Raw genomic sequence first — 23,190 nt, 5'->3', positions numbered from 1 at the left:
GCGATTAAATATCAATATTATGAAATATTACAAGATGATCCGCTATTGTTTTTTACCTGTACTCGTATTGTTTTTTATGAGTTGTGAAAAAGCAATTCCAGACGGCCACGAAGCTTTGGCCTTGACCACTTACGATAACTACGATGAACTAACGACGATCCGAACGGCAATCACCGAGCAACTGAAAAACCAACTTGCTTTTATTGATCCTTATGCTTTTTTGTCAGAGAACCAACGTGCTGAATTTAAGCAAAAAATGGAAACGGAAATGGCCACTTTTCAGGGCGTACAATTGTCTGAAATACTCCGAACCTACGTCCAGCAAGAAGTCATCAGCCCATCATTTAGTATAGCATATTCCAAATTGATGGATGCTTATCAGAACGATGGAAGTACCCGTGATTTTGCGTTCGCTAATGCACGCCTGGAACGCGAACTGACAAACATTAAAGAAAACCCACTGCTGACGATAGCGGAAAAGAAACAGTTGGTTACCATGGGAGCTGTCTTCCAGGGCGCCAACCAGTACTTCCTCGATATTGGCTTTCAACTGCCAGACGACGAAGCTAGCTTGGCCCGAGGGGGATGCAGCTGGAAGGAATCCTGGAATTGTATTACCGAATATACCGGTGGTGGAATGCTCGTGGGCCTTGGTGTGGGAATCGGCATGGGCCCCGGTGGAGGCGTCGCTTTTGGGGTCGGTACTGCGGCAGGATTTACCCTTGGCGTGATCCAGGTGATCCGAGGCGAGAATGGCCCCTGTTGCGAATCGCTGGATTGCAATTTGGTATTGGGCGTATCGCTACGGTTTGATGACTGTACCCCCACAGCTACCTACCAGGCTTATGGCTTTGGTGCTGATAATACGACCTTGAACTGGGCCAACACTGGTGGCACTCCTGCAACGGCGACAACACCTACCAGTAATCCTCGATTGGTGATCACCCAGGACGATCCCGCAGTAGCGGTGAGTACGGATATTGTAGCCGTATGTGTAGATGGAACGACGGAAGCCAACAACCTGAGTTTTACGCGTAATCTTGCGGAGTTGGTTCGAAGCGTAAGCGGGGTGAGCTTGCTAGGGCCAGACCAGATATACCCAGGAGAAACCTATACCTATACAGGGTACGGTATCTCCGCCAACAGCAACTACGCCAGCCAGTGGTTTGTAGATGGAGGAACCATTATTGCTTCTTCTAACAATAGTGCTACGGTGCGTTGGGACAATGACCTAAGCGAAGGTCGTCTACAGTTGCAAGTTGCCAACAATTGCCCAGGTGGTGAGCAGGCCGTCTTTACCATCAGCGTGAGTGGTGACGGCCCAATACCTTAGTGAATATTTAATTGGCTTTAGGGTTTTTCTGAAAAAAATGAAATTTGTCCGGGCACTATATTGCGGCCCAGACACCAAAACCATTACAGCTTATGAAACTGCTTCTCCCTTTCTTGTCTTTTGCAACCATACTGTTGATTTCGGCTTGTGGCAAAGAAGAATACGATGTTCGTAAAGCCTCTGAGCAGTATTGCCGTGACAATATGGTCTTTAGTTGTGAGGATGATCCAGACGCGGAAATTTATTTTCGCGGTAAGCTGAATGGAAAAGAATTCTGTATTTCAATACCCCAGGGCAATTACTTTGCGCACAGTGCTGTCGCCACCACTGCCTCTACCGCTGTTGACGAGGAATACAACGCCAATACACCGCTAAGAGGTAGTTTTTACCGCATGGCGATCCGGCCGCCTATTTTTGATAACCTCAACGGGATTACCCGTGATTTTGAGCCGGTTTTTACCCTGGACTCCCCAATGATCAATGACTCTGTTGTGTATGCTCCGGAATATTATCTAGATCAATACTTTCAGGAAGGTGAGTTGCCTATCCGTAAAGAGGGAGAAGAAGCTACGGAGGGATTCCGCTTTTTTATCACTTGGTCGACGGTATTGCGCCCAGGGTACGAACATTACAAGCGCAAAAATCCTGCTATGATTCCCGTTGTAGGCATGTCCATCAGCCCCACTTTCGGGCCAGCAAGTCACGCTAAGCTGGAGTTGACGGAAATGCAAAAAAGAGCAACCCCAGAAGGGTTCAGGTATTACTTTACTTTTAAAATGGATGCAGAGCTTTTTTACCTGTGTCAGTATTTCGCCGGAGATCGTTTCGGCACTTTAGAAGATGGAGAATTTAGAATGATTATTGATATCTAGTTTATTTAAGTATTTAAAATTTAGAAAAATGAAAAATTTAAAAACGCTTTTCTCTCTTACACTTATGTTATTAGTTTATTGTAGTAATTTTTCCTGGGCGCAAGTAGCGCATGAAACCAGCGATCACGACATTGGGTTCGTGTACAAAAGCCCGGAACGCATCAAGCAGGTCGCAGCGGTAAGCGTCCGGTTTCGAGAGGATGCTACAGCTTACTTGAAATGGAAAGCTGTAGAAGATGCCACCAGCGAATACCACCTGCGCTACAAGCCTGCCGACAGTACTACGGAGTGGGCAGAAATGACGACGCGCGAAACCGAAGCGGTGATTGAAAATTTGCCTTTAGATGCTGAGTACCAGTGGGAAGTGATGGTCGCCGTGGGGGAAGAAATGATTTCGTCGGGGTCAGGTATGGTCTCCACTTTTGCCCAAGCGGAACCTATCGCAGTATCTGATCCATTTTTTCGGAGATTGTCGGGCTGGTTTGCCCAAAAAGAAGGGCAGCAACCTTTCTGTACTTTTCTGGAAGGTGTAAATCTACATCCAATCGAGAAGCTGGCATTTTTGCAAGCTTATTCTTTCGACAACCAGCCGTTGTTAAAGAAGCAGGATACAAAAGACCTTAGCAGCTGGTACCCACTGGCTTTTCAGGGAGACTGTACCGGTTTGGTGACCGAAAAAGACGTGGAAACCAATTGCCGCTGCTATGTGATCACCCGTGCCAGTATTAATGTAGGACCTTATGAAGACATTGACTACAACAACCGGGTCATTCACCCAACCATTGATCAACACCCTGAAGGGAGTGGCAACGATCTTACCTATGTTGACGAGTTCAAAGCCGGGGCCGCCAAGTATTTAGCTTTACGCCAAAACGAAAGTGGTGGCAGTGCTGATCATTACCTTTCTAATCTACAGGGCGTAGAAGCGGCACAGGGTATTTCTACTACCTTTTCGGAAATCAAATTCCTGCTGGGCTGTTTGCGTTTCGGAGGATTTAGTACTGATTTGCCCAAGGATTGTGTCTGTAGCCGGCCATTGGATGTGGAGTATGAGTACACCACCAGCTTGCACATCAAAGCCAGGAAGAAGGACTGTATCTTCAGTAAAGGAGCAGCAGCCCAGGCCGAGGATTTTGCCTTCGTCGTCGCCCGAAACTTAGGTACGGGTGAACTGACGGCACTAGATGCCGGGCATGCGATGATTGGACGCCGTTGTAGTTCCAGTTGGAACCCTGAATTTTGGATCAATACCCTCAATGTATTGAAGCCCGTATTCGATTTCTTTCTGGATACTCAAGCTAATGATGACCCTGTAGAAGGGGGAGAGGGTACTGGACAAGGCCCTGTGCTTCCAACCGACGAACAGGTAGAAAGTTTTTGGGATGCGATTACAACTTTGGCCAGCACACCTTTTAGTATTAATGAAGGTTATTGCTCCAATTCACCACTCGTTGAAGAACAAACACTGGTGTCAGGTATTGGTCTTTTGACCCTTTCGCCGAACGAGCCCATGGAGGTCATCCTTTTTTCCAATCACTATCTGCGTACCCGAGGTTATGGATGTTTTGAAGCTCAAGCTAGCGTTGCCAGTGATTACTATCTGGTCGGTGTTGTGGAAAGTGCCGGTGTTGAAAATTCATTGTGTTGTTCTGGTAAGGTCGCGACTTACGTGGCCGGATCTATCCCTACGCCATCGAATGCAGGCATCCAGAATGATCCCGTATTTAACATTAATAACCGTATTGGGCAGGTAGGTAGCTTCCTGGCAAATTATGGCGATTGGGATGACCATGGCTTGTTGCCTACGGGTACGATCAATGTACGCGGAGAGTTCGACCTCTTGTCTGGCCCTTCTTGTCAGAACAACACCGCAACGGATAAAAGCCTGTCAAGTGATAATGAATTGGTGCTACAGCCAAGCGCTTTCAAGGTGTACCCGACTTCGGCGAAAGACCAGGTGATGATTGCTATTCCGACTGCTGTCCAAAGTGGGGCTACCCTGCGTATTTATTCTGCCCAAGGGCAAGAATTGCACCGGGAAATTTTGCTCAACAAAGAAGCTGAGATAGAGCGTAAGGTAGATGTCAGCAGCTGGCCTGCCGGTACCTATTGGGTAGAAGTGGTGAACGGTGGAAATGCCAGTACACTACCCTTTATGAAAATGTAAACCATTGATTCCAGGCAAATTGCTGCCGTAAACACAAGCAGGTGGCGTGCCCGAGAGGACGCTGCCTGCTAACAAAACCAAAATCAGATGATTCACAAAATGCTATTAGGGCTCCTGTTGCCTGTTTTATTTTTGGCCTCCTGCTGCGATGATGATGAAACAGGTTGCGCTTGCCCTGAACCTCAAGAATGTATTGATGGAGAGTGTGTGTCACCAAGTGGCTACATCAACATTGGCGGGCAGGGAATTATTAGCGATAACCTCTATGTGGGTGCTTTGCCCGACCATCCTTGCCTGGATACCATTGCCTTTATTACCTATCCAGGAGAGGCACGGTTTTCGATGTTCCTCAATACAAGCCCCGCTACCAATATCACCGGGATTGACATCGTGCCTATCGACGAAATTGCACCAGATGTATGGAACCTGGGCCACGTAGAGCCCCTATGCAGCAATGATGGGGGTTGGTATGCTAGTCTTACCGCCAATTTGTTTGAGCCCGATAGCGTGCAGATGAAATTCCGGTTTCGGTTGAATGATACCCCCGAAGGCGAGTTTATAGACAGTACCACTGTTACCTTATTCAAGCGATAAAAGAGCCTCCGCTTTTCTGCGCAATACTACGTCGAAAGGCGCGATAAGAAATTTTGTTTTTTAAATAATTTGTCATGACCCATCTGCTGAACAGAACCATGTTTTGTGCAGATGGGTCTCTTATATTAAAATAGTATGAAAAAGATATATATCCTCTTAGCAATAGTCATATTTAGCCTGGGTAGTTTTTATGCCAAGCAAACGCTAGGTCGCGAAAAAGCTCCGCATCAACTACCGATAGAAAAGAACAAAGAATGGCGAAAATCTTATGAATTAGAGCGAACCTCACCAGCACAGGAAGAACCTCAAATGCTGTCTCCTCTACCGCTGGCACAACCCTCTGATAGTATCGTTTTTATCCCGCGAGGCGTAGGAAAGCATTTTACTTCCAATGAAGATAATGAAGGGTATGATTCAGGCCGGGCCTCGGGCTGTTCAGGTAGGAAGTACTGGGTATAGGCTACTGGGTACAGGGATATTCCCAAAGGAGACAGCTCACGTATCTTATGGGATACCTCAAAAAAAAGCACATCGTGGTCTGTGTTGACTGCGATGTGCTTTGTTATTTAGGTAGTTGTACCGTTTAATTGAGTTCTTCAACGGTCATCACACAATCCTCACAAGCGCAAGAGGCTATAAACATCTCGAATTGAAAAGAGGAACGGCAATCACAGGAGCCATCGCAGGAAACTTTATAGATTTTTCCCCGTTCAGAAACAATGATTACGCTATCAGCGACCTGTCCGTTGACGCGGAAAACAAAACGAACCGCCTTCGATTCTCCTGATGTTTGTATTTCAATTTCAGAGATGGAAACATCGTCGTTTACTTTGTATATAGCATTGATGTGTTGATGAAATTCTTGGAGTAAAGGAACCTCTATTTCCGCATCTAGCAATTCAAATCGATTGTTATCTCGCTCGAGGACCATAAGGCTTTCTGCACAATTACACGAAACACGACTGGCGGTTGTATTGCTTTGAAAACCACAATCACCCTCACAGTAGATTTTTTGTCTGTTTTCGCTTGCACTAACCTCCGCAGAGTTGTTGGTGTCCGCTTTTTCCAGTTTGATTTCTGGCAATTGAATGGAATGAATAGGTTCAATTTTCTCACACGCTAAGACGAGGAGAACAAGTGAAAAATAAATAAATGGTTTCATGATAAATAAAAATTTGATTTGCCTTCATTAACCCAGTCGGGCGCAGGGTCTTACTTTCCTATTTGAGCGCGGCTGGTTTCAGAGATTATTCCACCGACAGAATGCTGGTTCTTGATTTCAATCTATGTTCTTTTTAAAAGAAATGCAAATGTTACAAAAACCGTTTTTCGTACTTCGCTGATTCAACGTAGATTAGCTTACTAACGATAGCCACTATCATAGTTGTTTTTTAGGGGACGCGTTAGCCTCAAAATTCCTGGACAAACGCTAAACCTCACTATATATCCTTATATTCCAGCCAAAATTGGATTACGTATATGTAAATAAGGTTGATGGTTGAACGTTGATTGTTGAATGTTCTATTGTCTTATCCTGAAATAGGATTACACAAAAGATGTTCAAAAACCACCAACCACCAACCATCAAACCACCAACCATCAACCATGCAAGAAACACTCCACCAAGGCTTTTGGAGCCTGCTGCCGCCACTCATTGCCATTGTGCTGGCCATCCTCACCAAGCAGGTGTTTATCTCGCTGATCTTTGGTATTTTCCTGGGTTGGACCATGCTCAACGGCGGGAACCCGCTCTACGGCTTGTTTGATACACTGCAAGCGCTGGTCGATGTGTTCAAGGATGCGGGCAATACGCGGACGATTATGTTTTGTGCGCTGGTGGGCGGGCTCATCATTTTTATGCAACGGTCGGGTGGGGTAGCGGGCTTTATTGCCCTGGTGCAACGCAAACTGCAAGCCTACGAGGGTAGGAGCGATCAGCACAGCAAAGTCATTGTGAGCCTTTTGGCCTGGTTTACCGGGGCGCTTATTTTTGTGGAATCAAGTATCTCGGTGCTTACGGTAGGGGCGCTTTATCGACCGCTGTTTGATAAACTGGGCATTTCACGCGAGAAACTGGCCTACATTGCCGACTCTAGCTCTGCGCCTAGTAGCATTCTTATTCCGTTCAATGGTTGGGGAGCGTTTATCATGAGTTTATTGGCGGCACAGGGGTTTTCTGATCCTTTTGCGACGATGATCCGCAGCATCGGCTGGAATTTCTACCCTATCCTGGCTTTGTTCATTGTGCCAGTAATTATTTTGTGGAAGAAGGACTTTGGGCCGATGAAGAAGGCAGAGATCCGTACCCAGGAGGGCAAGCTGCTATGGGACGATGCACAACCGATGGTGACCGACGAACTCACGGAGCAAGAAGTAGCTCCGGGCGTAACGCCCAAGGCCTACAATATGGTGGTGCCCATTCTGGTGATGGTAGTGCTGATGCCTGTGATGCTTGCCTACACAGGTTGGGTCGAAGCGGCAACGGCTGCGCCAACCAGTGGCTGGGATCACCTGTTACTAGCTATCGGTAAGGGGTCGGGTTCTACGGCGGTGCTTACCGCGGTAGTGGGAGCCTTGCTGGTGAGCATGGCGTTTTACAAAGCACAGGGCATTATGGGCATCCGGGAAATGGTGGACCTGGTGCTGAAAGGCATCGCAGGCATGATTCCGCTTTCGCTGCTCATGCTGCTGGCCTTTGCGATTGGTTCGCTCTGTAAAGAGCACCTTGGTACCGGACAATATGTAGCGGAGATTACCCAAAGCTGGTTGTCACCCTCTTTGGCCCCTTTCCTCATCTTTGTGGTCAGTTGTTTTGTGGCCTTTTCGATAGGTTCCTCCTGGGGTACTTTTGGCATCATGATCCCCATCGCAGTGGGCATGGGCCAATCGCTGGGGGCTGATCCCCATATCGTTATTGCGGCGGCACTGGGTGGAGGTGTTTTTGGCGATCACTGTTCGCCCATCAGCGATACAACAATCCTCTCGTCGATGGCTTCAGCCACCGATCATGTGGACCATGTAAAAACGCAACTGCCCTATGCGCTGGTAGCGGGAGGCTTGGCGGCATTAGGGTATTTGGTACTAGGACTGCTGTAAAGTAGGGTAATAGTAGGATCGCACTGCTACGATCGATCACTCACTTTAATACCTCCACTTCCCGGGCGCGAGGGCCCTTGTCTTCCTGCTCAATTCGGAAGGTGACACGATCACCTTTGCGCAAGGATCCATTGGTATCGGAAACGTGCACAAAGGTATCGTCCTCCAACTCGGGGCAGGAAATAAAGCCGTAGCCTTTGCGGTAATTAAAGTAACGAATGGTGCCGGTACGGTGGCCGCCAGTACGTTTGGTCGTACTACTACTGCTGCTGCCTTTTGATCCGGATTGGAAAAAGGCTTTAATCTTGTCGAGAATCATAACTCCAACGGTTAGGAAGAACCCTATCTTTTTAAAGCTCTTCGTTCTTTATTTTTTCATCGCGATAAATGGCCTTGAGGACCTCTTTGCGCCTTACATCAGACGGTTTTTCAAACTGCTTGCGATCACGCAATTCACGGCGTAATTTCACATCGCGGTGTTTGCGTTTGTAGCGGCGCAGCATGCGATCAATGTTTTCTCCATCTTTGCGGTCGATAATAATCATAATACGTTTTAAACTTGTTTGACTTAGCCTGCCAATCATCCACTGGATCGCATGGGACTAAGTAGTGAGAATTGTGGAAATGCCAGTTAATCAGGTACTCGGGATTTTTCTGTACATATTCCACGGAGGAAAGTCAAACTCGTCTTGACGTGCCGCACCCTAATGGTGCAAAAGGCAGTAATTCGACTGCAAGAAAAAGCGCTAGCTTAGATAAAACTATCAGCAACTATTAAAATACAAAAGTAGGCCTAACTAACCAATATATCTACCCTTTTTTTATAATTAATGAAAGATCGCCTTGTTGTTTTTGTGTATCGGTAAGGTTATCAGGGAGTTATGAGGGTCTTGGTCATTAACCAGATAATTTACAATGGACGAATTACAAACAATACAATGGCTCACTTTAGCAGGAGCCGCATTTATGGTGGGCTTGTCTAAAGCGGGCCTCAAGGGCTTGGGGATGATTTTGGTGGTGCTGATGGCCCAGGCTTTTCCTGCCAAAGCTTCTACTGGACTTGTATTGCCTTTGCTGATTACCGCCGATATGTTGGCCGTGATTTATTATCGCCGCGACGCCAAGTGGTCGTATTTGTTGCGTTTGCTACCAGCTGCTGCCATAGGTGTACTGTTAGGTGCCTGGATCGGCGAAGGACTGGATGATGAGACCTTTGGTAACATACTTGCCTGGATTGTAATTTTGGGGCTGCTGTTGTTGGTTTGGCAAGAACGCCAGCCACCATCGGCGAGTTTTATGAAACACCCACTAGTGAGTGGCCTAGCCGGGCTGGCGGGAGGCTTCACCACAATGGTAGGCAATGCTGCCGGCCCCGTGATGTCGGTCTACCTACTGGCTACCCGCCTGCCCAAGCGGCAATTCATCGGCACAGCGGCCTGGTTTTTTATGCTTATCAATTGGTTCAAAGTGCCTTTCCACGTATGGTCGTGGCATACCATCACATGGCAGAGCCTGCAACTCAATCTTTACGTGGTGCCTGCTATCTTGCTTGGCTTTTGGGTGGGCATCAAGGTGGTCGCTCTGATTCCGGAAAAAGGCTTCCGCTATTTTGTGATGGTCGTGACGGCCTTGACGGCTTTGCGGATATTGTTGGGGTAGCATTTTTTGAAGTCGGAGATTGAAAGTCGGAAGTCGGAATTAAAGGGGATACGCGTGAGTCGTAAAGTTTAGGTTCGATGATCTACGTTAAAAACATAGTATTAGTTCGCTACTAGCGGATAAAAAACACTTCCGACTTCCGATTTCCCACTTCCGACTTCCTCGGGATCCGACTTACCCAACCAGCGACTGTAGCTTCATTGCTACGCCCATGTCGCCTTTGATCTTCACTTTGCCCGTCATGACGGCCATCATGGGGTTGAGTTCACCTTTGACGAGCTTCATGAAGTTTTCGGTGGTGACGCTGATCACACAGTCGGCCTCGGCATCGCTGGCCGTGACGACATTGGTGTCGCCAGTGCCGTCTACGTGAACCTGCTGTTCGCCGAAGTCAATTTTGAGGGTGCTGCCCAGAGGAGGAGCGGAGGCGGCTTTGGCATTGATGCCTTCTACTACTGCGGAAATATCCATTTAGTTTTTTTTATTGATGTCTGAAATGAAGAAACACAATATCTGTAATTATTGTTTAATGATCTTTTTTGTAAAAGTACGGTAAAAGGGGGTATTTTGTTTGCATGTGAGTAAGTTGGCAGCAATGAACTTGATACTCATTAAAAGTATTGAGGATATCTAAGTGGAAGAATAAGGATATTCCTGATAATTCATGCGCTACTTTCGGTACGCAAAACTTGTGTATTTAGAAGAACTGAAAATATCTTACTGACCATTACGACAACGGGGTTGAGATGTTGAGGTACAACAATTCACCTCCGAAAAAAAGATAAAAAATGACAGCACTGGCAACCGTAAAAGCCTACTATACCCATTTTAACAATAAAAACTGGCAAGGCATGCTGGATTTGTTGCATCCATCCGTTAAGCACGAAGCCAATCAGGGTGATACGCGCGTGGGGAAGGAATTGTTTGCCGATTTTTTGGCGCACATGGAGCGTTGCTATGACGAGCAGTTGACAGAGATCGTTTTCTTTGCGGAGCCCAACAATGAACGTGTAGCGGTGGAGTTTGTAGTGAACGGCACCTACCAAAGTACGGATAGCGATTTACCCACGGCCACAGGTCAGCAATACGTCTTGCCAGCAGGTGCATTTTTGACAGTAGAAGACGGTCAAATTACCCGTGTGACCACCTATTACAATTTGCCCTTGTGGATGAAATTGGTGGGTGCTTAATCTGGAATTAAAAAATTTAAAACCAAAATAGTTTAGATAAAAACGTTTATAAAAAAAACTCGGCGCAATACCCTTCGGGATACAGCATAGAGCGAAGTCATTGCTTGCCTTTGGGACGTAATACCTAGGGAAATCGGATCAATCGAGCCCAAAAAGCAGTTCAGAACTACCGAGAAAAGTCTAAATTAGTGGGTAAGTAAACGGCCGAAATGCGCTTTTTTACTTTAGCAATCATCGTAAACCTCCATCAAGGGGCAGCGTTGGTAAACATTCAACGGTAATGTCTGCGCCCCTGCGCTAGAGATAGTCAGATCAACATTAAAACATGAGAATGAAAAATAATTATAAAGCTATGCGCCTAATTTTTGCAATATTTTGCTTCTCCCTTTTAGGCTGTTTAGACTCAGAACCGGAAAATATTCCAAATTGCACCGATGGATATTTTACGGAGAAAACCACTATTATTCTCCGCAAATTTGCGGAGAATAAGCCGTATATTTACCGCAAAGAGGTATAAAGTCCATGGCACAATACATTTATGAATATAAGAATTGGCCTGAATTCACCTGGGACGAAGGGCAGATAAGTGTGATTTTAGGAAAAGTTCGCCATCTACAAGGAAAGGTTTTTGGGCAAATGAGTGGTCTTGGCTTTCTACTAAAAGAGGAAACGATGCTCTCCACTTTAACGCTAGATGTATTGAAGTCGTCTGAAATAGAAGGCGAAATCTTAAACTACGAACAGGTTCGCTCCTCCATTGCAAGAAGACTTGGATTAGAATATGCAGGCATCGTTCATGTAGACAAAAATGTGGAAGGTGTTGTTGAAATGATGCTTGATGCAACACAACGATATGCTAGCCCTCTTGACCATGAGCGGATCTTTGGGTGGCACGCTGCGTTATTTCCAACAGGGTGGAGCGGAATGCACCGAATTGATGCAGGTCGCTATAGAGATGGAGAAATGCAGGTGGTTTCGGGGCCAATGGGCAGAGAAAAGGTGCACTTTCAAGCTCCTTCCCCGAAGGTGGTAAGAGACGAAATGGATGCGTTTTTAGCTTGGTTTAACCAGGTGTCCAATATTGACGGCGTATTAAAAGCTGCTATTGCTCATTTTTGGTTTATCATCATTCATCCCTTCGATGATGGCAACGGGCGAATTGCAAGGGCCATGTCCGACCTGTTACTTGCTCGTTCTGAAGAAAGCTCCCAAAGGTTTTATAGCTTATCAAATCAGATTTTGTCCGAGAAAAAGATGTATTATCAAACCTTGCAGAAGGTACAGCATAGTTCTGGCGACATTACGGAATGGCTGGATTGGTTCTTAAATTGTCTGTACCGTGCATTGGTCAATACCGAAGAAACATTGAAACGAGTTCTTCAAAAAGCAGACTTTTGGAATGAACATAAAGAAACAGTCTTGAATAGCAGGCAAAGGTTAATGTTGAATAAGCTGTTAGATGGGTTTGATGGTAAATTGAAATCCTCTAAATGGGCAAAAATAACCAAGTGCTCAGCAGATACTGCTCTAAGAGACATAAAAGACTTAATTGAAAAAGGAATCTTGCAGCAAGAAGAATCAGGAGGCCGTAGTACCCATTATGAATTGATACCAAGGTGGAATACACCCTAGCAAGCCATCTCCCCATCCTTGGGATGCGGAAACAAACCTGATTCATCTTCGTGGGCCCTGGTGGTCAGGCACTGAAAATCTTTTTCGATTAAAATACGGACGGTTTCATTGTTGGTTAGATCATTGGTCGTAGTGATGCCGACGGTTTCTCTATTGGCCCATTCCTTTGCCTGTGTGGCAGGAATGATGAGGGTAATCCCTTCATGGTCGTATACTAAATGGATAGCTTCTGCTTCGAGGCTGGGCTGTATACGGTAGTGCAGCGCGTTTCCTGCGGGGAAGTTGATAGTGGCCAAAACTTCCTTGGTGTCGGCAAGTTGTGCCACTTCCGCCTGTGATAAGCGAAGGCGGATAGAGTTATCCAAAATACGCAGTTTCATAGAGTATTGCGAAATTTGAAGAAAGGAGGTTCAGCAGAAAATCTGCTTACATATTACACTTGCAGTTTTCCAAACACTCGATGATGAGAGAAACATCACGCTCTTTGAGGGCATACAAAATGCTACGGCCATCACGACGAGAGGAGAGGATGCCTTTGAGCTTCATGTTTTGTAAATGATGAGAAGTCAGCGACTGCTCGCTACTCAGCATGGTACAGATGTCTGAAACAGAAAGCTCGGGATACTGCTCCAGGATATGGACAATGCCTAAGCGCAGCGGGTGCGCTACTACTTTAAGAATAAAAGCGATACGCTCCAGCTTTTCCGCCTCTTCACTATTTAGAATATTTGCTTCTACTTCCATATTTGTAAATATAAGATAATAAATTCATAACAGGTAGCAGACCGGAATAGTTGAGTCAGGAAAATTGTACTAGCTTTTTTCAATACGCACGGGGACGCCACTAAAGGCGGCATTTCCACTCAACTGATCCACGAAGTTGGGCAAGGTCAGGTCATTGATGCTCACGCCAGGGTGGGCTTGCGCAACGGTCATCTTCACCCCTGTTCGGGCATGTCCCCATCCGTGCGGGATGCTCACCACTCCAGGCATTATTTCGTCTTTTATTTCAGCTTTGATCTGGATGGTTCCGACGGGTGAATTTACGGCTACCATTTGCCCCTCATTAATGCCATATTTTTGTGCATCTTCCGGGTGCAGCAATAGGGTGCAACGTTCTCCGCCTTTGACCAATCGCTTACTATTGTGCATCCAGGAATTGTTGCTGCGCAGTTGACGACGACCGATCAAGAGCAAGGGGAAGTCCTCATTCCTTGTATCCTCATTTGCCAATTTTTGGGCAATGCGTTCCAAGTCGATGAGCAAGGCTTCGGGGGCCAGGTCAATCTTTTGGTCTTCCGTAAATAGCCTTTCCGGCAACATCGATTGCAAAGGCCCTAAATCTACTCCACTGGGCTGGTCTTTCAGCATTTGCAAGGAAAGGCCCGTTTTTCCGTAAGCACCCATCTGTAGAGCAAAATCTACTATCTGCTCCGGCTTCTCGGCCAAGGGTTGATAGTCGCCGTGGCGCAGGCGGCGGGCAAGTTCCTGGAAAATCTCGTAATCGTGGCATTGCTCAGGTGTTTTTTCAAAACAAGCTTCCGAAAACTTCGCCGTATTGCGCACTGCCAAGGTCTGAAAAGAGACATCGTAATTTGACGTCTCCAACCCACTCGTTGGGGGCAGGATGATGTTGGCGTGTTTGGTGGTTTCGTTGATGTAAATATCTACAGACACCATAAATTCCAGTTGTGAGAGGGCTTCTTCCAGGCTTTGACCATTGGGGGTAGACAGTACCGGATTGCCGGCGGAGGTGACGAAGGCTTTGATCTGGCCCTCGCCCGGGGTGGTCATCTCTTCAATCATGGCGGCTACGGGCAGCTCGCCAAAACGTTCGGGGTAGCCACTTACGCGACTGCGCCAGCGGTCGATATTGCCTTTTCTATTAGGAAGTACGGTATCCATTGCCGGACTGGTAAACATGGCTCCGCCTCGTTGGTCAAAATTCCCCGTAAGGAGGTTCATTAGGTTGACCAACCACAAGCAGAGTGCACCAAATTCTTGGGTAGAGACGCCCATTCGGCCATAACAAACAGCCTTTTCAGCTTGCACAAACTCATGGGTAATCCGCTCAATGTCGGCTGCGCTAATGCCCGTAAGTGAGGCTACTGCTGAGGGGGTGAACCCTTTTACGGCCTCTTCTACGAGGGGCAAGTTTTTTGAATGTGGGCTCAGATGTCCCAAGTCGACCCACTGTTTGGCAAACAAAGTATGGACCATGGCCAATAGCAAGAGTGCATCGGTACCGGGTTTGATGAAGTGGTGTTCATCGGCTTTGGCCGCCGTTTCGCTGTAGCGGGGGTCAATCACGATCACCTTGCCCCGTTGTTGAATAGCCCTCATTTTCTTGCCAAACCCCGGGGCGGTCATCAAACTACCGTTGGATACCAGTGGATTGGCCCCAAGTATGAGCATGAAATCGGTGTGGTCTAGATCAGCTACGGGGAGGAAAAAGTAATGTCCAAACATCCAGTACGCCACCAGGTGATGGGGCAGCTGGTCGGCCGAAGTCGCCGAAAAAGTATTGGGCGTTTTGATACTGCGGATAAAATCCGGCAGGTACAGTGCCGAACCGTAATTGTGGATATTGGGGTTCCCCAAATAAATGCCGATAGCTGAGCGGCCGTAGTTGTTTTGCACTTGCTGCAAGCGCGCCACCACTTCGGAATAAGCCTCCTCCCAGCTAATTTGTTCCCAGCCGTCAACCGTCCTTCTTACAGGCTGGCGTAGGCGATCAGGGTCTTCGTAGAGATCTTGCAGAGCCACTGCCTTGGGGCAAATATGCCCCTGGCTCAAAGGATCATCTTTGTCCCCACGAATAGAGGTCACCCGCTCATTTTCGACCTCAATGACCAACCCACAAATGGCTTCACAAAGGTTACAGGCACGGTAGTGGGTACGGGTAGGCATGAGGCTCGATATTGATGAGCAGCTAAGCTAAGGAAAAATGGCTGATGGTGGATGGTATTTTCCCCATCTCCGTCACTGCGTGACACCTCCGCCCGGGCGGAGGATAGGGTTTACCGCTGGGTCAGTCTCTGTCCCCTGCTCAGCTGGGGTGGCCGCAGGCCGGGGGTGTTAGGTGTCACTACTAGGCAAGCTGTTTCGTTTAGGCGAGTATTTTCCCACCTCCGTCACTGCGTGACACCTGCGCCTGGGCGGAGGATATGGTTTGCTGTTGGGGCAGTCTATGTCCCCTGCTCAGCGGGGGTGACCGCAGGTCGGGGGTGTCAGTTGTCGCTACTAGGCAAGCTGTTTCGTTTGGGCGAGGTTTTTCCCCACCTCCGTCACTGTGTGACACCTCCGCTCGGGTGGAGGATATGGTTTGCCAATGGGTCAGGCAAATCATTTCTTTTTTATTCCTCGCTTCCTTGGTTCAGGTGGGGGAACTGTTGCGTGCTCTTCGATCCAGGTAGCGATTTGACTTTTTACGCGTTCCATCTCATTTAGAACGCTATAGCTGGAGAAGCGAAGTGTTGTGAACCCAAGATTGGCTAGTAACACATCTCTTCTGTTGTCATAAGCTTTTTGTAGCTCGTTTTGATGTGTAATACCATCAACTTCGATGACCAAACCAATAGGTAAACAAGCAAAATCGGCGATGTATGGCCCGATGGGACGTTCTCGCCGGAATTGATAACCGAGCATCTTCCGATTGCGTAGCGCGTATTTCCAAAGTGCTGCTGCCGATTTGGTGAGGTGCTTGCGGTTGTAATTGGCGTAATCTTTGAGACTCTTGTTATAACTAAAGTGGTCCCCGAAGTGAGGAGTTTTTTTGTTTTTCATGAGCGCGTAATTTTTGAGAGCTAAAGCCAAGAATCAGGAAATTAGAGACTATTTGGAAGAAACACAAGTTTGAGGTGAGTTTTTTCACTGTCCTCGGGACACTCTGCTTGTATTTGGATATGGTTTGCCATTAGGTCAGTCCCTGTCCCCTGCTTAGCGGGGGTGGCCGCAGGTCGGGGGTGTTAGTTGTAGCTACTAGGGAAGCTGTTTCGTTTAGGCGAGTGTTTCCCCCACCTCCGTCACTGTGTGACACCTGCGCCCGGACGGAGGATATGGTTTGCCGCTGGGTCAGTCTCTGTCCCCTGCTCAGCGGGGGTGGCCGCAGGCCGGGGGTGTTAGGTGTCACTACTAGGCAAGCTGTTTCGTTTAGGCGAGTATTTTCCCACCTCCATCACTGTGTGACACCTCCGCCCGAGCGGAGGATAGAGTTTGCCGCTGGGTCAGTCTCTGTCCCCTGCTCAGCGGGGGTGGCCGCAGGTCGGGGGTGTTAGATGTCGCTACTAGGCAAGCTGTTTCGTTTAGGCGAGTGTTTTCCCCACCTCCGTCACTGTGTGACACCTCCGCCCGAGCGGAGGATAGAGTTTGCCGCTGGGTCAGTCCCTGTCCCCCGCTCAGCGGGGGTGGCCGCAGGCCGGGGGTGTCAGGTGTCGCTACTAGGCAAGCTGTTTCGTCTTGGCGAGGTTTTCCCCCACCTCCGTCACTGTGTGACACCTGCGCCCGGACGGAGGATATGGTTTGCCGCTGGGTCAGTCTCTGTCCCCTGCTCAGCGGGGGTGGCCGCAGGCCGGGGGTGTTAGGTGTCACTACTAGGCAAGCTGTTTCGTTTAGGCGAGTATTTTCCCACCTCCATCACTGTGTGACACCTCCGCCCGAGCGGAGGATAGAGTTTGCCGCTGGGTCAGTCCCTGTCCCCTGCTCAGCGGGGGTGGCCGCAGGCCGGGGGTGTTAGTTGTAGCTACTAGGCAAGCTGTTTCGTTTGGGCGAGTATTTTCCCATCTCCGTCACTGTGTGACACCTGTGCCCGGGCGGAGGATATGGGGCGTTGGGGCAGTGGCTGTCGTCCTAACTTAATCCTTGCCGAAAGCGGAGGGTACTTCGTCAAATTTCTCGCGAAAACACTTTCGGAAATATTTGGGGTCTTTGAACCCGACTTGATAGGCGACTTCCGAGACGTTGAGCTTTTGTGTCTTCAGCAGCTGCGCGGCGCGCTTCAGCCGAATGGTTTTGATGAAGTTGTTGGGCGTTTGGCCGGTGAGTGCTTTTAGCTTTGTGAATAAAAGGGGGCGGCTTACCGCCAATTCTTCGGCAAACTGGATCACATTAAAATCGTAGTTGCCCATGTGCTGTTCAACCGTCTGGAGCGCTGTTTCCAGAAAATGTTCATCGGCCGAGGTGATGCTGATTTCCTTGGGGTCAAAATTGAGGACGCGGGCAAATTTATCTCGGGCTTCCTGCCGCGACTGGATGGTGTTGCGTACCCGCAAGGCCAACTCTTCGGGGTGAAAAGGCTTGGTAATGTAATCATCGGCGCCAATCCGCAGGCCTTCGATTTTGAAGAGGGAGGCCGTTCGTGCCGTCAGCAATATCACGGGAATATGGCTGATCTCCAAATCGGTTTTCAGCTTGCCGCAAAAGGTGATACCATCCATTTCGGGCATCATCACATCACTGATAACCAGATCGGGCAGGTGCTTTTTGGCCATCACCAATCCTTCGCGGCCATTTTCTGCGCTGATCAGACGGTACTGCCCCGCGAAGATTTGCTCAATATAATTGCGCACTTCTGGATTGTCCTCTACGATAAGCAGAAGAGGTGCCTCTGAAGAAGGGACCGTTGGTGCTGCTCCCTGATCTGGCGCTACTTCCAAGGTAGGAGGGGGGGATAGCATGGGTTCATAATCTGCCGTTTCCTCCGGGTCGGAGTAATCGGTAAAAATTTCTTCCTCCGAAAAGTGGCTACGGCCTTTGAGCAATTGTACCACGAAAGTGGCTCCTTTGGCTTTTTCATCGTTGTTGTCTCGTGTGGGTTCAACGAAGATTTTTCCGTGGTGAAGCTCTACCATCTGCTTGGAAATAGCCAGCCCAATCCCCGTGCTTTTGATATTGGAATGGGTGATGCTGGATTTTTCGTAGAACCGCTTGAAAATCTGGTCTTCCAACTCCGGGCTCACCCCAACTCCATTGTCTTTTACCCTTACCTCCACGTGCTCCTCACTTTCGGTAAGGAGTAGGGTTATTTTGCCTCCTGGTGGTGTAAATTTGAAGGCATTGGACAGCAGGTTGAAGAACACTTTTTCCAACTTATCCTGATCAAACCAGAGATTGACCGCCGGTGTTTCGGCGACAAACGTATAGGTGATGTTTTTCAACTTGGCCGTTTCCTGAAAAGGCAAAAACAGCTCACCAAGAAAGTTGACAAAATCACTTTGGACGATCTTCATCGTCTCGTGATCGGTCACCAGTTTTCGGAAATTCAGTACCTGGTTGACCAAATTGAGCAGGCGTTGGGCATTGCGTTCAATGAGTGACAGTTGTTGAAAAACGGGCTCCGGGTGCTTCTCTCTGCTCAAGAGCTCTTGCAGTGGGCCGAGGATGAGCGTCAGCGGGGTACGAAATTCGTGGGTGATGTTGGTGAAGAAGCGTAATTTCATCTCCGTCAATTCCTCCTGCTGCTCTTTGGCAATTTGCTCCAACTGTAATTTGTGCCGTAAGCGTACGAAACGAATCAGTCCAAAAGCCAGGCCACTGGCCAGCGCCAGATAAATCAAGTAAGCCCACCAGCTGCGCCAGGGTGGCGGTAAGACAATGATTTCGAGGGTGCGTTCTTTGGGATTCCAGACGCCATCGCTGTTGCCTCCACGGAGGCGGAAAACATAAGTACCCTCCCGCTGGATGGTGTAGGAAGCTTCGGTTTTTCCCACACTGTATTTCCACTCTCGGTCCAGGCCTTCCAGCTTGTAGGCATAGTGATTGTTTTCGGGGCTAAAGTAATCCAGGGCAGCAAAACTGAGGGAGAAATTGGCTTCGTTGTATTTGAAAGTGATGCTCTGGGTTTCGTTGATGCTCCGCTGCAAGCTACTCTCCTCTTCGCCGATGATGACCTCCCGGTTGTTTTTCTTCAATTGGGTGAAAACGAGGGGCGGGATGAACTCGTTGGCCAGAATTTTTTCTGGATCAAACAAGGTGAAGCCATCGATCCCTCCAAAGAGCAGTTCGCCGGCGCGGGTTTTGTAATAGGCGTTGAAATTGTATTCCAGGTTTTCCAAACCATTGGAAAAATTGTAGTTGGTAAATGACCCTTGCTGTGGATTGTACCGGGAAAGGCCGTTGTTGGTGCTTATCCATAATTCCCCATTGGCGGCTTCCAGGATACCAAAGATGGTATTGCCCGGCAGCCCATCAGCTACCGTAAAATGATCGAGCTGGCCCGTTGTTGGCGCAAAGCGATAAATACCGCTACTAATAGTGCCCACCCAGATGTTTTGCTTACGGTCTTCCTGAAGGGCATAAATTTTCTCATTGGTCAGAAAGGCCTCAAAACGGGAGGGAAAACCATCTTCACCCAAGATCACTTTATTCACCCCTCTTTCGGTACCAATCCAGAGTTGCCCGCCGTGGGTTTCCAGAAAAACCCTGGCGAGGTCAGAACTCAGGCTGTTGCTATCCAGGTCATCATGCCGAAAGTTATGAAAACGCTCCTGCTGCAAATCCAGGATGTCCAATCCTCCGCCATAGGTGAGTATCCACAGGTAATGCCCCTTTCTTTTCAGGCCATAGACATTATCGTGGGCCAAGGTGTTTTCGACTAGTGGATCGTGTTGGTAATGGTGAAAAGTTTCGGTTTTTATATCCAGCAGGTTAAGGCCTGCCTGAAAGGTACCAATCCAAAGATGTTCCCCATCAAGCAGCAACTGCTTTACATTGTTGCCACTCAGCGCATTACCTTGCTGTAGCTGCGCCGGGTATTGTTTGAATTGCCCCGTACTGCGGTCGTAGAAATTCAGGCCACCTCCTTCGGTACCGATCCATAGGTTCCCCTTGGGCGTTTCCGCAAAGGAGCTGACCACATCGGCACCCAGGCCATCGCCGGAAGGAGCGTAATGAAAATTGGTGAACCTATTGTAGTTTTCATCAAAATGGTTGATACCTCCGTAGTAGGCTCCTACCCACAAGCTGCCTCGCTGATCGATAAAAAGGGAACGGATAGAGTTATCGGACAGTCCGTCATTGCCCGCAGTAGCTTTCTTGTAGCGGATAAATTCGTTGGTTCCCTTTTTCAATACATTCAGACCATCGAAGGTACCTACCCATAAGTCGCCATTGCCATCGAGGCACATGGCTCGGATATTGTTGTTACTTAATACATTGGCAATGTTTTTCTCGTTGCGGTAAATGGTCAGGGTTTGGGTAGCCCGATTCCAGTAAGCGACCCCATCTTTAAGGGCCCCGAGCCAGAGGTTGCCCGCCGCATCTTCCAGGATGCTTTTGATGTGAATATTCGTAGGCCAGGAAGACGGAGGCAGGGCTAATCGCTGAAAGGCGTAGTTGTTATCCGTTGCCGGCAAAAAATACAAGCCGCTGGCGGTGCCAAAGATCAACTGCCCCTGGCTGTCTTCGAGGATGGTTTCAATGTCGTTGCTCCCCAATTGAGGAGAAGCATTATTGGAAAAATAAAAGCGCCGAAAAGCATTGGTCTTTTCGTCAAAAAGGTTCAACCCTACAGAAGTACCAACCCATAAACGGCCTTTGCGGTCGCGATAGATATGCCTGATCACATTATCGGTTAGCGTAGAAGGATCGTCTTCAAGATGGTAGTAATTGGAAAACTTATCGGTGGAAGGGTCATAACAGCTGAGTCCGGAAATGGTACCTACCCAAAGCTGATGGTGCAGCGTATCGGCATAGAGCGAGCGAATATCGTTGGCGACTAAGCTGTTAGGTGTCGTGTCATTGCGGTAGATTTTGAACTCATAGCCATCAAATTTATTGAGGCCGTCTCTGGTACCAAACCACATAAAGCCCGCATCGTCCTGTACTATGGCAAAAACGGACGTCTGGGAGAGGCCTTCCTTTTTGGACAAATACTGGAAGGACACCGTTTGTGCATCGGAACAGGTGAAAAGAAAAAATACCCAACCAAAAATTAACAACCACTTTGTGTACATCTGCTCACTGCTTTACCTAAGTAAAAAGACGGAAATAAGTGCCCGTTTACCGCAGGTAGGCAGGTTTAATCCGTCACTAATCAAGAATGGGCGCAATCAATAAAAGACCAAGATAAGGGTTCTTGCGGTGTTTTAGCTACGCTCTACGGACAACCTAATTTGAGTAGTTTCCATTCATTGTCTATCTTTAATAAGATTTACCAAACACCCCTATTCAATGTCTATCATCACCACGGCCATTGGCCTCATCCTCGTGTATCTTATTCTCAGCTTGATGGTTTCGGCCATTCAGGAAGCACTGGCCAGCTGGTTTTCCATGCGTAGCAAACACTTTGGGCACGCCATCGACCAGATGCTTACCAACGAGAAAACCACAGAAGGCGCGCTAGAGCTGGACAAGTCGATACTGGAAAAATTCCAAAGCCACCCCTCTTACGGAGACATGGTGCAGGAAAAAAACAAACAGTCGACCAACCACATGGCCCATCCTTCTTACATGAGTGCGGCTACTTTTTCTAGTATTTTATTGCATGTATTAGATGGTAGTGACGTGAAGCAACTCACCGCCACCATCAATGCCATGGAAGACGGGAAGCTGAAAAAATTCTTATTGGACTGTCTGGCCGAAACAGGCAATGACCTCACCAAATTCAGAACTCGACTAGAACAATGGTACGATCAGGTAATGAGTCGCGTATCTGGCTGGTACAAATCCTATACCCACAAAATCATCATGGTCGTGGGCTTACTGGTGGCCATGTACATGAATGCAGATACCTTGTCGATCTATCAAAAGATGTCGGCAGTGGCGGCGGGTTCTACCCAAGAGCAGGCCATCATTGGACTGGCGCAGGATTTTGTGGATCAACGCTACGATGGCTTCAACCAACAGATCAATGACATCCAACAAAGCCTTGACTCCGCCGCTCAGCAAACGGATACCGCCCGCTACGACAGTTTATTGCTGCTACACAATGAGCGCCTATTGGCACAAGTGGATTCGCTGGTAGTGATGGTCAACGGAGCCAATTCCCCGCTGGGGCTGGGTTGGACAAAAGCGGAGTGGAGCACTGTAAAAAGTAATGTTCCTGTCCTGTTCAACAAACTCATTGGCCTGTTGCTCACCACTTTTGCGATCTCCCTAGGTGCCCCTTTCTGGTTTGACATGCTCAAGAAGATCATCAATATCCGAAATGCGGGGCCGGTTTATGAGGGGAGCTGATGGTGCGGGGTGCTGTGAATACATCCGACTTTAAAATGGTTGATGGTTGTTGGTTGATGGTTTGATGGTCACTTCCCACCTCCGTCACTGCGTGACACCTCCGCCTGGGCGGAGGATATGGTTTGCCGCTGGGTCAGTCTATGTCCCCTGCTCCGCGGGGGTGACCGCAGGTCGGGGGTGCTAGGTGTCGCTACTAGGCAAGCTGTTTCGTTTAGACCAGTGACTCTCCCAACTCCTTCACTGCGTGACACCTCCGCCCGGGCGGAGGATATGGTTTGCCGCTGGGTCAATCTCTGTCCCCTGCTCAGCGGGGGTGGCCGCAGGCCGGGGGTGTTAGATGTCGCTACTAGGCAAGCTGTTTCGTTTAGACCAGTGACTCTCCCAACTCCTTCACTGCGTGACACCTGCGCCCGGGCGGAGGATGAATCTGTAACACAACGGATGGCATGGTCCCAAATGAATCATCGAATACCA

At 48.3% G+C, this 23,190-nt stretch carries 19 protein-coding genes; 10 read left to right on the top strand and 9 right to left on the bottom strand.

Features of this window, described 5'->3' with window-relative positions:
- Positions 1 to 19 precede the first annotated feature (19 nt).
- The 5 genes from AB0L18_RS04065 to AB0L18_RS04045 all read left to right on the top strand — a co-directional run bounded on the left by AB0L18_RS04065 (position 20) and on the right by AB0L18_RS04045 (position 5,425).
- Positions 20 to 1,333, top strand: coding sequence for a hypothetical protein (locus AB0L18_RS04065; protein WP_367391304.1), 1,314 nt, complete (start codon positions 20 to 22; stop codon positions 1,331 to 1,333).
- 92 nt (positions 1,334 to 1,425) lie between these two features.
- Complete coding sequence (locus tag AB0L18_RS04060; protein ID WP_367391303.1) at positions 1,426 to 2,205, top strand: hypothetical protein; 780 nt, start codon at positions 1,426 to 1,428, stop codon at positions 2,203 to 2,205.
- Positions 2,206 to 2,233: 28 nt separating this feature from the next.
- The gene (locus tag AB0L18_RS04055; protein WP_367391302.1) at positions 2,234 to 4,372 is read left to right on the top strand and encodes a T9SS type A sorting domain-containing protein; all 2,139 of its coding nucleotides are present in this window, start codon (positions 2,234 to 2,236) and stop codon (positions 4,370 to 4,372) included.
- 87 nt (positions 4,373 to 4,459) lie between these two features.
- A complete protein-coding gene (locus AB0L18_RS04050; protein ID WP_367391301.1) occupies positions 4,460 to 4,966 on the top strand; it encodes a hypothetical protein in 507 nt (168 codons plus the stop codon).
- 135 nt (positions 4,967 to 5,101) lie between these two features.
- Complete coding sequence (locus tag AB0L18_RS04045; protein WP_367391300.1) at positions 5,102 to 5,425, top strand: hypothetical protein; 324 nt, start codon at positions 5,102 to 5,104, stop codon at positions 5,423 to 5,425.
- A 124-nt stretch (positions 5,426 to 5,549) separates the two neighbouring features.
- Here AB0L18_RS04045 and AB0L18_RS04040 read toward each other — a convergent pair whose 3' ends face one another.
- A complete protein-coding gene (locus AB0L18_RS04040) occupies positions 5,550 to 6,128 on the bottom strand; it encodes a hypothetical protein (RefSeq protein ID WP_367391299.1) in 579 nt (192 codons plus the stop codon).
- Between the two features lie 443 nt (positions 6,129 to 6,571).
- On the opposite strand from AB0L18_RS04040, the gene AB0L18_RS04035 reads away from it, so the two are divergent.
- Positions 6,572 to 8,062, top strand: coding sequence for a Na+/H+ antiporter NhaC family protein (locus tag AB0L18_RS04035; protein ID WP_367391298.1), 1,491 nt, complete (start codon positions 6,572 to 6,574; stop codon positions 8,060 to 8,062).
- Between the two features lie 40 nt (positions 8,063 to 8,102).
- Here AB0L18_RS04035 and AB0L18_RS04030 read toward each other — a convergent pair whose 3' ends face one another.
- Both AB0L18_RS04030 and rpsU read right to left on the bottom strand, forming a co-directional pair.
- Positions 8,103 to 8,381 (bottom strand): cold shock domain-containing protein, encoded by a 279-nt coding sequence (locus AB0L18_RS04030; protein ID WP_367391297.1) that lies wholly within the window; start codon positions 8,379 to 8,381, stop codon positions 8,103 to 8,105.
- A gap of 31 nt (positions 8,382 to 8,412) precedes the next feature.
- Positions 8,413 to 8,607 (bottom strand): 30S ribosomal protein S21, encoded by a 195-nt coding sequence (rpsU, locus tag AB0L18_RS04025; RefSeq protein ID WP_367391296.1) that lies wholly within the window; start codon positions 8,605 to 8,607, stop codon positions 8,413 to 8,415.
- A gap of 370 nt (positions 8,608 to 8,977) precedes the next feature.
- Between rpsU and AB0L18_RS04020 the strand changes: the two genes are divergently transcribed.
- Complete coding sequence (locus AB0L18_RS04020; protein ID WP_367391295.1) at positions 8,978 to 9,721, top strand: sulfite exporter TauE/SafE family protein; 744 nt, start codon at positions 8,978 to 8,980, stop codon at positions 9,719 to 9,721.
- Between the two features lie 174 nt (positions 9,722 to 9,895).
- On the opposite strand, the gene AB0L18_RS04015 is transcribed toward AB0L18_RS04020, so the two are convergent.
- The gene (locus AB0L18_RS04015; RefSeq protein ID WP_367391294.1) at positions 9,896 to 10,192 is read right to left on the bottom strand and encodes an SCP2 sterol-binding domain-containing protein; all 297 of its coding nucleotides are present in this window, start codon (positions 10,190 to 10,192) and stop codon (positions 9,896 to 9,898) included.
- 317 nt (positions 10,193 to 10,509) lie between these two features.
- Between AB0L18_RS04015 and AB0L18_RS04010 the strand changes: the two genes are divergently transcribed.
- The gene (locus AB0L18_RS04010) at positions 10,510 to 10,911 is read left to right on the top strand and encodes a nuclear transport factor 2 family protein (RefSeq protein ID WP_367391293.1); all 402 of its coding nucleotides are present in this window, start codon (positions 10,510 to 10,512) and stop codon (positions 10,909 to 10,911) included.
- Between the two features lie 522 nt (positions 10,912 to 11,433).
- Positions 11,434 to 12,543: a Fic family protein gene (locus tag AB0L18_RS04005; protein WP_367391292.1), complete on the top strand. Its 1,110-nt coding sequence runs from the start codon at positions 11,434 to 11,436 to the stop codon at positions 12,541 to 12,543.
- On the opposite strand, the gene AB0L18_RS04000 is transcribed toward AB0L18_RS04005, so the two are convergent.
- The 5 genes from AB0L18_RS04000 to AB0L18_RS03980 form a co-directional block, all read right to left on the bottom strand.
- The gene (locus tag AB0L18_RS04000) at positions 12,540 to 12,923 is read right to left on the bottom strand and encodes a hypothetical protein (protein WP_367391291.1); all 384 of its coding nucleotides are present in this window, start codon (positions 12,921 to 12,923) and stop codon (positions 12,540 to 12,542) included. The genes AB0L18_RS04005 and AB0L18_RS04000 overlap by 4 nt on opposite strands.
- A 46-nt stretch (positions 12,924 to 12,969) precedes the next feature.
- The gene (locus AB0L18_RS03995) at positions 12,970 to 13,287 is read right to left on the bottom strand and encodes an ArsR/SmtB family transcription factor (RefSeq protein WP_367391290.1); all 318 of its coding nucleotides are present in this window, start codon (positions 13,285 to 13,287) and stop codon (positions 12,970 to 12,972) included.
- 69 nt (positions 13,288 to 13,356) lie between these two features.
- On the bottom strand, positions 13,357 to 15,453 hold the full coding sequence (locus AB0L18_RS03990; RefSeq protein WP_367391289.1) for a molybdopterin oxidoreductase family protein: 2,097 nt from the start codon (positions 15,451 to 15,453) through the stop codon (positions 13,357 to 13,359).
- 435 nt (positions 15,454 to 15,888) lie between these two features.
- Positions 15,889 to 16,329 (bottom strand): endonuclease domain-containing protein, encoded by a 441-nt coding sequence (locus AB0L18_RS03985; protein WP_367391288.1) that lies wholly within the window; start codon positions 16,327 to 16,329, stop codon positions 15,889 to 15,891.
- 1,067 nt (positions 16,330 to 17,396) lie between these two features.
- Entirely contained in the window at positions 17,397 to 21,494 is a 4,098-nt protein-coding gene (locus AB0L18_RS03980; RefSeq protein ID WP_367391287.1) for a two-component regulator propeller domain-containing protein, read from the bottom strand.
- Positions 21,495 to 21,711: 217 nt separating this feature from the next.
- Between AB0L18_RS03980 and AB0L18_RS03975 the strand changes: the two genes are divergently transcribed.
- Positions 21,712 to 22,716 carry a hypothetical protein gene (locus AB0L18_RS03975; protein WP_367391286.1) on the top strand — a complete coding sequence of 335 codons (1,005 nt, stop codon included), beginning with the start codon at positions 21,712 to 21,714 and terminating at the stop codon, positions 22,714 to 22,716.
- Positions 22,717 to 23,190 lie beyond the last annotated feature (474 nt).

This window comes from Lewinella sp. LCG006, assembly GCF_040784935.1.
In the GTDB taxonomy this organism is placed as follows: Bacteria; Bacteroidota; Bacteroidia; order Chitinophagales; family Saprospiraceae; genus Lewinella.
This window is presented reverse-complemented; position numbering and strand designations above follow the sequence as displayed.

Bases quoted from the DNA above. Each gene is read 5' to 3' on its own strand.
- AB0L18_RS03985 (WP_367391288.1), bottom strand. From the start codon at position 16,329: ATGAAAAACAAAAAAACTCCTCACTTCGGGGACCACTTTAGTTATAAC.
- AB0L18_RS04065 (WP_367391304.1), top strand. From the start codon at position 20: ATGAAATATTACAAGATGATCCGCTATTGTTTTTTACCTGTACTCGTA.
- AB0L18_RS04000 (WP_367391291.1), bottom strand. From the start codon at position 12,923: ATGAAACTGCGTATTTTGGATAACTCTATCCGCCTTCGCTTATCACAG.
- AB0L18_RS03995 (WP_367391290.1), bottom strand. From the start codon at position 13,287: ATGGAAGTAGAAGCAAATATTCTAAATAGTGAAGAGGCGGAAAAGCTG.
- AB0L18_RS04020 (WP_367391295.1), top strand. From the start codon at position 8,978: ATGGACGAATTACAAACAATACAATGGCTCACTTTAGCAGGAGCCGCA.
- AB0L18_RS03980 (WP_367391287.1), bottom strand. From the start codon at position 21,494: ATGTACACAAAGTGGTTGTTAATTTTTGGTTGGGTATTTTTTCTTTTC.
- AB0L18_RS04050 (WP_367391301.1), top strand. From the start codon at position 4,460: ATGATTCACAAAATGCTATTAGGGCTCCTGTTGCCTGTTTTATTTTTG.
- AB0L18_RS03975 (WP_367391286.1), top strand. From the start codon at position 21,712: ATGTCTATCATCACCACGGCCATTGGCCTCATCCTCGTGTATCTTATT.
- AB0L18_RS04030 (WP_367391297.1), bottom strand. From the start codon at position 8,381: ATGATTCTCGACAAGATTAAAGCCTTTTTCCAATCCGGATCAAAAGGC.
- AB0L18_RS04040 (WP_367391299.1), bottom strand. From the start codon at position 6,128: ATGAAACCATTTATTTATTTTTCACTTGTTCTCCTCGTCTTAGCGTGT.
- AB0L18_RS04005 (WP_367391292.1), top strand. From the start codon at position 11,434: ATGGCACAATACATTTATGAATATAAGAATTGGCCTGAATTCACCTGG.
- AB0L18_RS04060 (WP_367391303.1), top strand. From the start codon at position 1,426: ATGAAACTGCTTCTCCCTTTCTTGTCTTTTGCAACCATACTGTTGATT.
- AB0L18_RS04010 (WP_367391293.1), top strand. From the start codon at position 10,510: ATGACAGCACTGGCAACCGTAAAAGCCTACTATACCCATTTTAACAAT.
- rpsU (WP_367391296.1), bottom strand. From the start codon at position 8,607: ATGATTATTATCGACCGCAAAGATGGAGAAAACATTGATCGCATGCTG.
- AB0L18_RS04045 (WP_367391300.1), top strand. From the start codon at position 5,102: ATGAAAAAGATATATATCCTCTTAGCAATAGTCATATTTAGCCTGGGT.
- AB0L18_RS04055 (WP_367391302.1), top strand. From the start codon at position 2,234: ATGAAAAATTTAAAAACGCTTTTCTCTCTTACACTTATGTTATTAGTT.
- AB0L18_RS03990 (WP_367391289.1), bottom strand. From the start codon at position 15,453: ATGCCTACCCGTACCCACTACCGTGCCTGTAACCTTTGTGAAGCCATT.
- AB0L18_RS04015 (WP_367391294.1), bottom strand. From the start codon at position 10,192: ATGGATATTTCCGCAGTAGTAGAAGGCATCAATGCCAAAGCCGCCTCC.
- AB0L18_RS04035 (WP_367391298.1), top strand. From the start codon at position 6,572: ATGCAAGAAACACTCCACCAAGGCTTTTGGAGCCTGCTGCCGCCACTC.